Origin of the sequence: Paracidovorax oryzae ATCC 19882 (assembly GCF_000687165.1) — a bacterium.
GTDB classification, from domain to species: domain Bacteria; phylum Pseudomonadota; class Gammaproteobacteria; order Burkholderiales; family Burkholderiaceae_C; genus Paracidovorax; species Paracidovorax oryzae.
This window is the reverse complement of record NZ_JMKU01000017.1, coordinates 144,794-157,532: the sequence shown is the minus strand read 5'-3', so window position 1 is coordinate 157,532 and position 12,739 is coordinate 144,794. Positions and strand designations below refer to the sequence as shown.

Here is a 12,739-nt window from a genome sequence, read left to right as displayed (position 1 = left end):
CGAGGCCCGCGTGGCCCTGGCGCGCGATGCCTTCGGGCGCGTGTGCGGAGAGACGCAGACGCTGTACCGGCAAGCCACCCAGCCGCAGGCACCCCATGCCGGTGGAGAGCCCCCCGTGGAGTTCGAGCACGCAATCGCCCACACCCTGGGCCCGCTGGGCCAGCGTACGGCCACGCAGGCGCAAGGGCTGGGCACGCTGCAATGGTTGGCCTACGGCTCAGGCCACGTGCACGGGCTGCTGCTGGACGGCCAGCCGCTGGTGGATTGGGAGCGCGATGCGCTGCACCGCGAGGTGGGGCGCACGCTGCACGTGCTGGAAGGCCAAGGCAACGACGACCTGCCGGCGATCGTGCATGCGCGGCAACTCGATCCGATGGGCAGGATGCTGCACCAGGACTGGCGTGGCCTGCGCCATGCGGCGGGGCAGACACAGGCGGTAGAAGATCCGGACACCGGCCCTTCGTCCGCTGCAGGGCGCATCGCCCCGGCCCTGGGTCCGCTGTCCACGCTGGCCCAGCGCCGCTACTGGTACGACCCCCTGGGCCAACTCGTGGGCTTGCAGACGCCGGGCGAAGCCACGCGCTACGGCTACGACGCCTGGCAGCGCCTGAGCGGGCTGCATCGCGCAGGCCCGGGCTCGACGGAAATGCAGGCGCACTGGACGCTGGACGCGGCGGGCAACCGCCTGCCCGCGCCCGTGGATGCGCGCGCGGCCGGGCCCTCCAGCGCCGGGCGCCAGGACTGGGCACGGCAGGTGCGCGACCAACTGCACGACCCGGACTTCGACCTGCTTCGCCCGGGTGGCGGGCCGGGCGAGGGACAGGGCCCGGTCACGCGCTGGAAGGGCAACCGCATCGGATGGAGCACGGTGGATGGCGATGCCGATGGAGCCGGCAGCGACGGCAAAGGCACCTTGGTTCGCTATCGCTACGACGCCTTCGGCAACCGCGTCCAGACGCTCCTGCCCGATGGGCGCATCCAGCGCCTGCGCTACGACGCGCTGCACCAGTTGCGTGAAGTCTGGCTACGCGAGGGCCCCGGTGGGGCGTGGCGACAGGTGGCCCGCTATCGGTACGACGCTTTCGGGCGCCGCCTGGGCAAGACCGTGTACGGTCCGTCGGGCCAGGATGACCTGGCCACCTATGCGGGCTGGGATGGCGACCGCCTCGTGCATACCGAGGGTCCGCAGGGGCTGAAGCACACGCTGTACGAGCCGGGCTCCTTCGTGCCGCTGCTGCGGCTGGAGCGCGACCGGGCCATCCCCACACCCGTGCAGGCCATGTTCGCGCTGGAAGACCATGGTGGCGAATTCCATGCGGCAGCCTTGTTCGCGGGATTGCCGCGCGCGCAGCGCGAATGGCTGGAGCAGGCGCTGGACGACGCCCTGGGGCCACATGGCGAAGCACTGCGATCCCGCCTGCAGGCAGGCTTGCCCGAAGAAACCGGCGCACTGCTCTCAGCGGGCCTCCGGGCCGTGCAGCAGCAACGGCAGGCTACCACCCAGGCCCACGCGACGCACATCCGCCATGTCCTGTGTGACCACCTGGGCACGCCCATCGCGCTGGTGGACGCCAAAGGCCCTCGGGCGGGCCTGGTCACCTGGGCTGCCACGTACCACGCATGGGGTGCCCTGCGCGAGGAATACGATCCACACGGTGTTTGCCAGGACATCCGCTTCCAGGGGCAGCAGTTCGATGCCGAGACAGGTTTGCACTACAACCGCTTTCGGTACTACGACCCGATGCTGGGGCAGTATGTGACGCAGGATCCGATGGGGCTGCGCGGAGGTTTGAATAAGGCCATCTATCCTCTCAATCCCCTTGAATGGAGTGATCCTCTCGGGCTCAGTCCCGCGTCGGGTACAGTAAGCCCGGAAAAAGCACTAGGGTGGTGGGAGAAAATATCCGGAATTTTCAATTGGCGAGAAAATGTGCAAGAAGGGGCTGAGTTGAAAATAGAGAGCGCCAAGAACACCTGCATGCGCGCTGCGGAAAGAGAAAAACGCTACGAAGAGGGGCGGCAAAATAAGGTCGAGGATCGTGCTGCTGTAGTCAGAGATGTGGCAGCCGGTGAGGCAAGTGCAGGCATTCAGTTGGACTGGAGTCTGGAATCGCTTGGAAAATTGTACGGCTACTTCACGACCAACCCGCCAGATTGTGCAACCCTTCTTGATTCTAATGGACCATCAATTGATTTCTTCAAAAAATAAAATATTTTTGATGTCGTTTTTTTGGCTTCTCTATGCAGGTTTTTTTTACTACTGCCTGGAGAATATGGGGGGTGAGAGTCTGGATTTTGTAATGAAACTCCAGGCTGTCCACTTCCTGATCACGTATCTTTTTCTTGTTGTATTTTCCCTCATGGGTTTGGTGAAGTTGAACAAGAAACTGGAAAGTCCAGTGAAGAGCGTCGTCGTTTATTTGTTGGTAATAATTTTGGCTATTTTCCCGTTTTTTGAGGTTGTGGGGGTGTTTCTTGGCATTGACGGTAGTGGGTTGTGCCGTCTGGCTGGGTTGCCCTCGTTGTGGATGACTAGATCCTGTGGATATGCTTCAAAATTTATTGTTAATTTATTGGTGATTATGGTATCTGCTGCTGTGATTCTGGTATTGATTCGTTTAATTTCTATTGCCTTGGCCAGGGTCCTCAGAGAATGATGGAATGAAATCATCAAGTATCTTTGGCTGCTGAAGAGCGTCCTTTGGTTATGATTGAGTGCTTTGGTGTTGAGCTTGTGCGCAAGGTAAGATGCGGGGTTGAATTGACATGAAGTTCAGTTCTACGATATTGTCTTGTGTCGCCGTGGCACTTTCATTTGCGGTTGCTATTTCGCTTGTTTTTCCGCCAGGAAAAGCGCGGACAATTATCTATATTTCCATAGGCGTCATGGTGTTCTTGTTTGTCTGGTTGAGGGCCATTGCAAAAAAGGTCCCGGATAAAGAGGACGACCCGTGGGATATCTAAATAAGGTACGCGGTTCGTAGCGTTTTTGCCAGTGCGCCCTCGGTTGCACTGGGTTGCGCGCACCTGCGGCACCCATCAGCCGGCTTCCTCTCGCAGTGCTGAGCACCTCCTGGGCCGGTACCTTCCCACACCACCCTAAGCCTCCCCTAACCATCCTCTAAGCCCGCTCTAAGCCTCGCTCCGCACACTCCCGTCCATGCCACAACCCACCTGAAAGGTTTGCCATGAACACGATCCTCTCCACGCCCCGCCGCCTGACCCTCGCCTTGGTGGTCGCCGGGGCCATGGGGGCGACGGGCGCGGGGCTCGTCACCAACCTGCATTCCAGCCATGCCGCCGTGCCTCCCGCGGCCACGGGGCCGGTGGCCGCGGCGCCGGCGGCGTATTCCGGCGTGTCCGCCCCGGATTTCGCGCAGATCACGGCGCTCAACGGTCCGGCGGTGGTGAACATCAGCGTGACGGGCACGACCAAGACCTCGTACAACGGCGGGGATGACGGCGACGACGAGACGCCGTCCGCCCAGCACCAGCAGCCCCGCGGCGGTCAGGGCATGGATCCGGACGATCCGTTCTTCGAGTTCTTCCGCCGCTTCGGCATGCCCGGCATGCCCGGCGCGGGGGGCGGGCGCATGCCGCAGCGCGAGGTGCCGATGCGCGGCGAAGGCTCGGGCTTCATCGTGAGCCCGGACGGCGTCATCCTGACCAATGCCCACGTGGTGAAGGGCGCCAATACGGTCACGGTGAAGCTCACCGACCGGCGCGAGTTCCGCGCCAAGGTGCTGGGCTCCGATCCCAAGACCGACATCGCCGTGTTGAAGATCGACGCGAAGGACCTGCCCGTGGTGCACCTGGGCGATACGAAAAAGCTCGCGGTGGGTGAGTGGGTGCTGGCCATCGGTTCGCCGTTCGGCTTCGAGAACAGCGTGACGGCGGGCGTGGTGAGCGCCAAGGGCCGGGCGCTGCCGGACGACAGCTTCGTGCCCTTCATCCAGACGGACGTGGCGGTGAACCCCGGCAATTCCGGTGGCCCGCTGTTCAACTCGCGCGGCGAGGTGGTGGGCATCAACTCGCAGATCTACAGCCGCTCGGGCGGCTACCAGGGCGTGTCGTTCGCGATCCCGATCGAAGTGGCGGAGCGGGTGAAGGAGCAGATCCTGGCCACGGGCAAGGCCAGCCATGCGCGCCTGGGCGTGTCGGTGCAGGAGGTGAACCAGGCGTTCGCCGATTCCTTCCAGCTCGACAAGCCCGAAGGTGCGCTGGTGGCGGGCGTGGAGCCGGGCGGCCCCGCGGACAAGGCCGGCCTGAAGTCGGGCGACGTGATCCTGCGCATCAACGGCCAGCCCATCGTGGCGTCCGGCGACCTGCCGGCCTTCGTGGGCCAGTCCGCGCCCGGCTCCACCGCGCGCATGGAGGTGTGGCGCCACGGCAAGCAGGAAGAGCTCACCGCGACGCTGGGCGATGCGAACGACAAGCCGGCCAAGCTGGCCAGCGCCGACAAGGCCGTGGGCAAGGGCCAGCTGGGCCTGTCGCTGCGGCCGCTGCAGCCGCAGGAGCGCCGCGAGGCCGGCGTGAGCGGCGGGCTGGTGGTGGAAGAAGCGCGCGGCCCGGCCGCCCTGGCGGGCGTGGCCCCCGGCGACGTGCTGCTTTCCATCAACGGCGCGCCGGCGCAGAGCATCGAGCAGGTGCGCGCCGCGATGGCCAAGGCGGGCAAGTCGGTGGCGCTGCTGATCCAGCGCGACGGCGACAAGATCTTCGTGCCCGTGCCCCTGGGCTGACCCTTCCCGGGCGGGCGCCGGTCATCGCCGGCGGAGCCCGGGGCCTCGGCCCGCATTGGGCGGGCCCATGTCCCTGCGGCCCGGCCGGTTCCTACGCGGCGCAGCAGGGCCTGCCGCTATCCTTGGCGGATGGCGCCGGGCCCTGGCCTGCTCCCGGCCGGCGCGGGAACGAAACTACCTTCCGAGGACACCTGCCATGCGCCTTCTGCTGGTGGAAGACGACACGATGATCGGCGAAGCCGTGTATGACCTGCTGCGCGCGGAGCAGCACGCGGTGGACTGGGTACGCGATGGCGAGATGGCCGATACGGCGCTGCGCACGCAGACCTACGACGTGGTGCTGCTGGACCTGGGCCTGCCGCGCCGCGACGGCCTGGAGGTGCTGCGCGATCTGCGCGCGCGCAAGGACCGCACGCCGGTGCTGGTGGCCACGGCGCGCGACGCGGTGGCCCAGCGCGTGCAGGGCCTGGACGCCGGTGCCGACGACTACGTGCTCAAGCCCTACGAATTGGATGAATTGCTGGCGCGCATCCGGGCGCTGGCGCGGCGCGCGGCAGGCCGGGCCGAGCCGGTCTATGAGCACAAGGGCGTGACCATCGATCCGGCCACCCGCGAGGTCACCGTGAACGGCGAGCCCGTGGTGCTGTCCGGGCGCGAATGGGCGGTGCTGGAGCCGCTCATCGCCCGCCCGGGGCGCGTGCTCTCGCGCGCTCAGCTCGAGGAAAAGCTCTACAGCTGGAAGGACGAGATCAGCAGCAATGCGGTCGAGGTCTATATCCACGGGCTGCGCAAGAAGCTCGGCGCGGACCTGGTGCTGAACGTGCGGGGCGTGGGCTACATGGTGCCGAAGGTATGAGCGGGGTGGTGGACGGCGGCCCGGGCGACAGGCTCGAAGCGGCGCCGGCCGATGCGTCCGCGCCGCCCCCGCGCGGCGGCAGCCGCTGGAGCCGCTGGATGGACGCCCTCTCCGCGCGCGCGCCGCACTCGCTGCGGGCGCGGCTGCTGTGCTTCCTGTTCGTGTCGATCGTTTGCGCGGCGCTGCTGCAGTTCGCGCTCGCCTACCGCTCGGCGCTGGCCGAGGCGGACCAGATTTTCGACTACCACATGCAGCAGACGGCGATGGCGCTGCGCCCTGGCGTGCCGGCCATGGCGGAGGGCACGCCGGAGCCGCTGGAGCAGGAGGAGGAGAGCACCGAGTTCGTGGTGCAGATCTGGTCGTCCGACGGGCTGCGGGTGTTCGAGTCGTCCGTGGGCGCGGCGCTGCCGCAGCGCGCGGTGCTGGGTTTCTCGAACGTGCGCGCGCACGGCACCACCTACCGCGTGTTCTCGGTGCAGACGCGCTCGCAGGTGATCCAGGTGGCGCAGGACATGGCCGCGCGCCGCGCGATGGCGCGCGACCTGGCCTGGCGCACGGCAGGGCCGATCGCGCTGCTGGCGCCGCTGCTGGCCCTGGCCGTGTGGTGGGCGGTGAGCGGCTCGCTCGCGCCCGTGGAACGGGTGCGGCGGCAGCTGGCGAAGCGGCAGGCCGACGACCTGTCGCCCGTGCATGCGGGCGCGCTGCCGGACGAGGTGCGGCCGATGGTGGACGAGCTGAACCTGCTGTTCGAGCGCGTGCGGCGCGCCTTCGAGGCGCAGCAGCATTTCGTGGCGGATGCGGCGCACGAGCTGCGCTCGCCGCTGGCGGCGCTCAAGCTGCAGCTGCAGGGCCTGCAGCGCGCGGGCAGCGAAGAGGCGCGTGCGGTGGCGGCGGGCCGGCTCGCGGCCGGCATCGACCGTGCCACGCGCCTCGTGGAGCAACTGCTGGCCCTGGCGCGGCAGGAGGCCAGCGCCGCTGCCGGAACGCCCCCCGAGCCCGTGCCCCTGGCCGGACTCGCCCGGCAGGCCGTGGCCGATGCCACGCCTGCCGCGCAGAACAAGGACATCGACCTGGGCCTTGCGACCGGCGACGCGGTGGCGGTGCTGGGGTATGCGGATGCGCTGCGCATCCTGCTGCGCAACCTCGTGGACAACGCCGTGAAGTACACGCCCACTGGCGGCGTGGTGGACGTGCACGTGCGCGAAGTGGCCGCAGGCCCGGGGCCGGCCGGCGTGGAGCTGGTGGTGGAGGACAGCGGCCCCGGGATTGCCGAGGACGACCGCGAGCGCGTGCTGGGGCGCTTCTACCGCGCGCCGGCGGCGGCCGGCAGCGCGCCGGTGGGCGGCAGCGGGCTGGGCCTGGCGATCGTGGAGTCGATCGCGCGGCTGCACGGCACCTCGGTGGCGCTGGATGCATCGCCGCGCCTGGGCGGGTTGCGCGTGGCGGTGCGCTTCGCGGCGGCGGCCGGCGTTCCGGCGCTGCCAGGCGGTGGCACGGGGAGCCCGGGGGGCGGCGCTTGACGCGCTTCGCGCTGCTCTCGGGCCTGGGGCATGCGGTTTTCGTGGCCGTGGGCCTGCTGGTTTACGTCATGGCCACGCGCATCGGGCGCCAGCGCCGCCATCCCTCGGCGGCCATGGGCTGGGTGCTGGCGATCGTGGCCTTCCCGTATGCGGCGGTGCCGCTGTTCCTGATGTTCGGATCGCGCAAGTTCGTGCGTCCGCAGCGGCGCGCCGCCCCCATGCTGGCGGCCGGACCGGCATCGCTGGTCGCCGGCCCGCCACCGGAAGCTTCGCCGGCACCGTTGCCTCCACCCGGGCCCGCCTGGGCCACGCAGCTGCTGGCGGGGCTGGAGCTGGCGCCGCCGGTGCGCAATGCGCGCATCGTCTTCCACGGTCAGGGCCCGCAGGCGCTGGAGGCGCTGCTGGCCACGGTGGCCTCGGCGCAACACAGCCTGGATGTCTGCACCTTCGTCTTCGGCGACGACGAGGTGGGCCGGCGCGTGGCCGCGGCGCTGCAGGAGGCCGCAGGCCGGGGCGTGGCGGTGCGGCTGCTGCTGGACGCGGTGGGCAGCCTGGGCATGCCGGCGGAGCTGTCGCGCACGCTGAAGCAGGGCGGGGTGCAGGTGCGCCGCTTCATGCCGCTGCTGCACAACCCGATGCGCGGCCACACCAACCTGCGCAACCACCGCAAGATGGTGGTGGCCGATGGCGAGCGGCTCTGGAGTGGTGGCCGCAACCTGGCCTGCGAGTATTTCCTGGACCGGCCGCAGCTGCCGGCCTGGATCGACCTGAGCTACGAGATCGACGGGCCGATCGCGCTGCAGGCCGCAGCCCAGTTCGCGGCCGACTGGCAGGCGGCGAGCGGGCGCATGGCCCGCGCGGTGCTGCCGCGGCCGCTGCCCCCCGGCCCGCCGGAGGGCGTGCCCGCGCAGTGGGTGCCCAGCGGCCCCGACCATGCGGACGACACGGTGCATGCGCTGCTGGTGGCCGGCGCCTACCACGCGCAGGAGCGCATCGTGGCGGTGACGCCGTATTTCGTGCCGGACGATGCGCTGCTCGATGCCTGGTGCCTGGCCTGCCGGCGCGGCGTGCAGGTGCGCCTGCTGGTGCCCGAGCGCTCCAACCACCGGCTGGCCGACTGGGCGCGCCCCCGCGCCCTGCGCGAACTGGCCCAGGCCGGCGCGGAGGTCTGGCTCGCGCCCGGCATGGTGCATGCCAAGGCGGTGGTGATCGACGGCGACCTCGCGCTGTCGGGCTCGCTCAACCTCGACGCACGCAGCCTGTTCCTCAACTACGAGGCGATGACGGCCTTCTACGGGCCGGAGGAAGTAGGGTGGCTGGCGGGCTGGTGCGAAGCGCAGTTCGCCCGCGCCCGGCGCCTGCATGCCCGCCCGCCGTCGTGGCCGCGGGACATTGCCGAAGGCGTGGTGCGGGCGGTCGGGTTCCAGCTGTAGCCTGGATTCAGCCTGTGAAGCGCGCCAGCGCGGCCTCGTAGTGGTGGCGGTTCGCGTGGTAGCCCGTGCCCGGCGGCCCGTAGGGCTTCGGAGGCGTGCCGCCCAGCCCGTCACGGTCGGTCAGTCCCAACCGCAACCGGACCAGTCCCTCGGATGACCGGCCGATGGCGTGCTGGCGGTCCATGAGGCATTTGCGGGGATTGGCCGCGTAGTCCAGGGTCAGCGCGATGCCGCGTGGCTGGGTGAAATCGTAGCCATGGGGGCTCTGCGCCAACGCGTGCGCCTTCTGCTTCGGGTTGAGCAGCATCGGGTCGAGCAGCACCAGCGCAGGCCGCGGGGCCCACGGCAGGTGGCCTTGCAGCACCGCTGCGAACATCTGCGCACTGCCCCCGCCCATGGACAAGCCGCAGATGTGCGACACCTGCACCGTCGGATCGGCCTGCAGTGCCTTGGCGACGAGTTGCGCCGCCTCGCAGGCCATGCGGTAGACCTGTCCCACCCCCCCCTTCAGGGTGGTGCCGTTCTGCTGCTTGCTGCCATCCGGCATTCCGTCGAAATAGATGCTGACACGATAGGATGGCCCGCCCGGTACGGCCGGCGTGACAGGCGTCTGTCGGATCGTCATATGGGTCTTGGTCGCGAGATGCGAGAGCCTGTGCCGGTCGCCGGAGTCGAGGTTGCGCCGCAACGGCGTGTCGCGGTCCATGTTGAGGATATGCACATCGTCATAGACCGAGAACACGCCCATGTCCAGTGCTGCCAGGCTTTGGCGAATGCCTTCGGCAAGCGCTGGAGCCGGTAGATAGCCGGTGCTGCCCGGCAGGCCGAGGGCGGTTCCCAGGCTTTGCAGCACTGGTTCCGGCAGGGAGCCTACGCTGGCGTGGGGATAGTCCCGGAGATCGATCCGGGTCGTGGCAGTCTGCCCCTGCCACGCTGGCGTGGCGTCACCGTACCAGGGATTCCAGGCCTGCGACGCCTGTGCCCATTCGGGTTCCTCCAGGCCCAGGAGCGCCGCAGAATCTGCATCGAAGAGGTTCTGCCATTCCTCTTCGTCGGGAGGGTTGATCCGATGGTCGATATAAGGGCCGCCGCGGCCGATGCTCGACCCTTCGGGTGATGTTGCAGACTGGGCCGCGCGGGTAGCCAACTGTTCGGCGTACTCGCTGCGGACGATGGGGCGCAGGCGTTCCAGCCGCGGGGCGGGAGCGGACCCCCCTGCACCGGCAGAGCGCGTGCCCTGCCGGGCCGGGAGGTGGTCCGACGCCGCGGAGCGGGGCGCATGCCGGGAAGCGCGCTCGGTGGCTTGGGAAGAGCTTTCGCCCTGGGAGTGGCGGTGGGTTTTTTTGCGGGAAAACGGATTGAGATTGATGGGTGCCATATCGATGATCAAGAAGATCAAAACACCAGGGTAGGGCGGGGGGGCGCAGCGCATGTTCCAGGCGCGAAGCGGTGTGCCCGGTGGCGAAGCCGAAGCAGCGCGGCGGGCTTTGCATGCCATGCCAAGTCTGTGTATTCGGGAGCTTCTGGCTTGACTTGTGTACGCAATGCGTTTCAAATTCGATTCATTGAAAACGCATTGCGTATATATCCCATGCAACAACAGGAATTCTTGCGCGACGCGATGCGCCGCCTCAACCTGACGCGCAATGCGTTTGCCGAGCGCCTGGGCGTGCGGCGCCGCGCGCTCGATACCTGGCTGCTGCCGGAGGATTCGTCGGAATCACGGGCCATGCCGGACATGGTCGGGAAATTCGTCGCCGAGATCCTGCGGCACGAGGCGCTGGCGGCCGAACTGCCAGGGCAGCCGGACCACCGGCCGCTCGCCGACCGTATCGCGGTGGAGGGGCAGCGCCACCTGCTGTCGGTGTCGCAGTTCGACCGCGGCAGCCTGGAGGACCTGTTCCACGTCGCCGACGTGATGCAGCCCATCGCGCGCCGGCAGAAGGTATCCCGGGTGCTCGAGGGCGCGGTGCTCGGCAGCCTGTTCTTCGAGGCCAGCACGCGCACCCGGGTGAGCTTCGGCGCGGCGTTCTGCCGGCTGGGAGGCAGCGTGTGCGACACCACCGGCTTCACCTTCTCGTCCATGGCCAAGGGCGAATCGATCTACGACACGAGCCGCGTGATGAGCGGGTACGTCGATGCGCTGGTGGTGCGTCACCCGGACCAGGGTTCGGTCGCCGAATTCGCCCGCGCCACGAACATTCCCGTGATCAATGCCGGTGACGGGCCGGGCGAGCACCCCAGCCAGGCGATCCTCGACCTCTACACCATCCAGCGCGAGTTCTCGCGGCAGGGCAAGCTGCTCGATGGAGCGCACATCGCCATCGTGGGCGACCTGAAGTACGGTCGCACCGTGCATTCACTGATCCGGCTACTCTCGCTGTACCGGGGGTTGCGGTTCACGCTGGTGGCGCCTCCGTCGCTGGAGATGCCGGCCCACCTCGTCGAACTTGCGGCCCGCAACGGCCACGCCGTGGAGACCGTGGCCTCGCTGGAGGCAGGGCTGACAGGAGCCGACGTGGTGTATGCCACGCGGGTGCAGAAGGAGCGCTTCGAGGGCGAGGCCATCGAGGGCTATACGCCTGAATTCCAGGTGCGCAAGGCGCTGGTGGATGCAGTGTGCAAGCCCGAAACCATCCTCATGCATCCCTTGCCGCGCGACGGCCGGCCGGGCGCGAACGACCTGAGCACCGACCTGAACCACGATCCGCGCCTGGCCATCTTCCGCCAGGCCGACAACGGCATCGCGGTGCGCATGGCCCTGTTCGCCGTGCTGATGGGCGTGGAGGCGCAGGTCGCCGGCTCCCTGCGCGACGCCACGTGGAAGTCGCCCCGGTACGTGGGGCCGGACGACGCGACCTTCGACGGCCTGGAATGACCTCCGCCGCGCGCAGGCCGCCCCGCTACAGCAGCAGGAAGGCTGCCGCCGCCACCGCCGTGGGCACCATCGCGCCCAGCAGCAGCTCTCCTGCCCCCACGGTGCCATCCGCGAAGCCCGGCTTGAGCAGGGCCACCCCGGCCGGGTTGGGCGCATTGGCGATCACCGTCAGGCCGCCCCCGGCCACGGCGCCGGCCACCAGCATGTACTGGCTCTGCGGAGAGATGCCCGCGATGAGCGAGCCCAGGTAGGTGAGCGCTGCGTTGTCGGTCACGGCCGTGAGGCCCAGGGCCCCGAAGAAGAGCGCCAGCGGCTCCAGGCTGGAGACGATGGGCTGCAGCCACCAGCGCTGCAGGCCGCCCAGCACCACCAGGCCCGCGAGGAAGAAGCCGACGAGCAGCGCCTCCTTGAGGATCAGCGGGTTCTGGTAGCGCGCATAGGCTTGCGTGAAGCCCAGGAACAGCAGGAACATGCCCAGGAAGGCGACGGGATGGTGCGCGAACAGCACGACGCCTGCGAGCAGGGCGATGTGCACGGCGGATACCAGCGCGGGGACGGCGGGGGGCGTGCCCGGCGCGTCCCGGGGGCCGGCCGGCCGGCCATCGTGGCGCAGCAGGTGCGGGCGCAGCGTCCACGCCGCGAGCGTGGCATTGGCCGCCACGGCCAGCGCGGCCTTCCAGCCGAAGTGCGTGAACATGAAGGCGCTGTCCCATTGCCAGGTCGAGGCCACCATGAGCACCGGCGGCGCCGCGTACGCGGTGAGGGTGCCGCCGATGGAGACATTGACCAGCAGCGCGCCCAGCGCGAGGTATTTGGCGCGTTCCGGAATGCCCGCGTGGAAGGCCACGGGCGCGAGCAGCAGGGCGGCCAGCGTCATCGCCGCCGGCTCGGTGATGAGGGAGCCCAGCAGCGGCACCACCGACAGGCCCAGCCAGGCCATGGCCACCGGCTGCGCCACGGGCAGGCCGCGCGCGAGGCCCGCCACCGTGCGGGTCACCGCGTCCAGGATGGGGCGGGATGCCGCCACCACCATCACCACGAAGACGAACAGCGGCTCGGTGTAATTGCGGGATTCCGCATAGGCCAGGGCCTCGGTGCCGCCCTGCAACAGGGCCAGCAGCGCGATGAGCACGATGGCCCAGAAGCCGAACACCACCTCCACCTCGCCGAGCAGGTGGAAGAGGCCGGCATGGCGCGGGAAGCGCTGCGAGAGCCTCTCGAACTGGCTGGCGGCGAAGGTGTGGAGCAGCGCGACGGCGAAGACCGCGGCGGAAACGCCCTGGGCGAGGGGATGGGTGTCCATGGAGGGGTGC

9 protein-coding genes are annotated in these 12,739 nt (G+C 68.7%); 7 read left to right on the top strand and 2 right to left on the bottom strand.

The genetic code is table 11. The features are described from left to right. The 6 genes from T336_RS0114610 to T336_RS0114590 form a co-directional block, all read left to right on the top strand. The coding region (locus tag T336_RS0114610) for an RHS repeat-associated core domain-containing protein (protein WP_026433115.1) at positions 1 to 2,209 on the top strand (2,209 nt) is incomplete at its 5' end. Next, entirely contained in the window at positions 2,178 to 2,657 is a 480-nt protein-coding gene (locus T336_RS25215) for a hypothetical protein (RefSeq protein WP_156957868.1), read from the top strand. The genes T336_RS0114610 and T336_RS25215, both read left to right, overlap by 32 nt. A 531-nt stretch (positions 2,658 to 3,188) precedes the next feature. Then, positions 3,189 to 4,739, top strand: a complete 1,551-nt coding sequence (locus tag T336_RS0114605; protein WP_026433114.1) for a DegQ family serine endoprotease — start codon at positions 3,189 to 3,191, stop codon at positions 4,737 to 4,739. A 196-nt stretch (positions 4,740 to 4,935) separates the two neighbouring features. Further along, on the top strand, positions 4,936 to 5,595 hold the full coding sequence (locus T336_RS0114600) for a response regulator transcription factor (protein ID WP_019703055.1): 660 nt from the start codon (positions 4,936 to 4,938) through the stop codon (positions 5,593 to 5,595). Further along, positions 5,592 to 7,115, top strand: a complete 1,524-nt coding sequence (locus tag T336_RS0114595) for an ATP-binding protein (protein ID WP_026433113.1) — start codon at positions 5,592 to 5,594, stop codon at positions 7,113 to 7,115. Before T336_RS0114600 ends, T336_RS0114595 begins: the two co-directional genes overlap by 4 nt. Then, positions 7,112 to 8,548: a phospholipase D-like domain-containing protein gene (locus T336_RS0114590; protein ID WP_026433112.1), complete on the top strand. Its 1,437-nt coding sequence runs from the start codon at positions 7,112 to 7,114 to the stop codon at positions 8,546 to 8,548. The genes T336_RS0114595 and T336_RS0114590 overlap by 4 nt, the downstream gene beginning before the upstream one ends. A 7-nt stretch (positions 8,549 to 8,555) precedes the next feature. Here the strand turns inward: T336_RS0114590 and T336_RS25775 are convergent, their stop codons facing one another. Beyond that, the gene (locus T336_RS25775) at positions 8,556 to 9,926 is read right to left on the bottom strand and encodes a polycystic kidney disease 1-like 3 (protein WP_156957867.1); all 1,371 of its coding nucleotides are present in this window, start codon (positions 9,924 to 9,926) and stop codon (positions 8,556 to 8,558) included. A gap of 213 nt (positions 9,927 to 10,139) precedes the next feature. On the opposite strand from T336_RS25775, the gene T336_RS0114580 reads away from it, so the two are divergent. Continuing rightward, positions 10,140 to 11,426 carry an aspartate carbamoyltransferase gene (locus tag T336_RS0114580; protein WP_026433111.1) on the top strand — a complete coding sequence of 429 codons (1,287 nt, stop codon included), beginning with the start codon at positions 10,140 to 10,142 and terminating at the stop codon, positions 11,424 to 11,426. A 25-nt stretch (positions 11,427 to 11,451) separates the two neighbouring features. Here T336_RS0114580 and T336_RS0114575 read toward each other — a convergent pair whose 3' ends face one another. Continuing rightward, positions 11,452 to 12,729 (bottom strand): putative Na+/H+ antiporter, encoded by a 1,278-nt coding sequence (locus T336_RS0114575; protein ID WP_026433110.1) that lies wholly within the window; start codon positions 12,727 to 12,729, stop codon positions 11,452 to 11,454. Positions 12,730 to 12,739 lie beyond the last annotated feature (10 nt).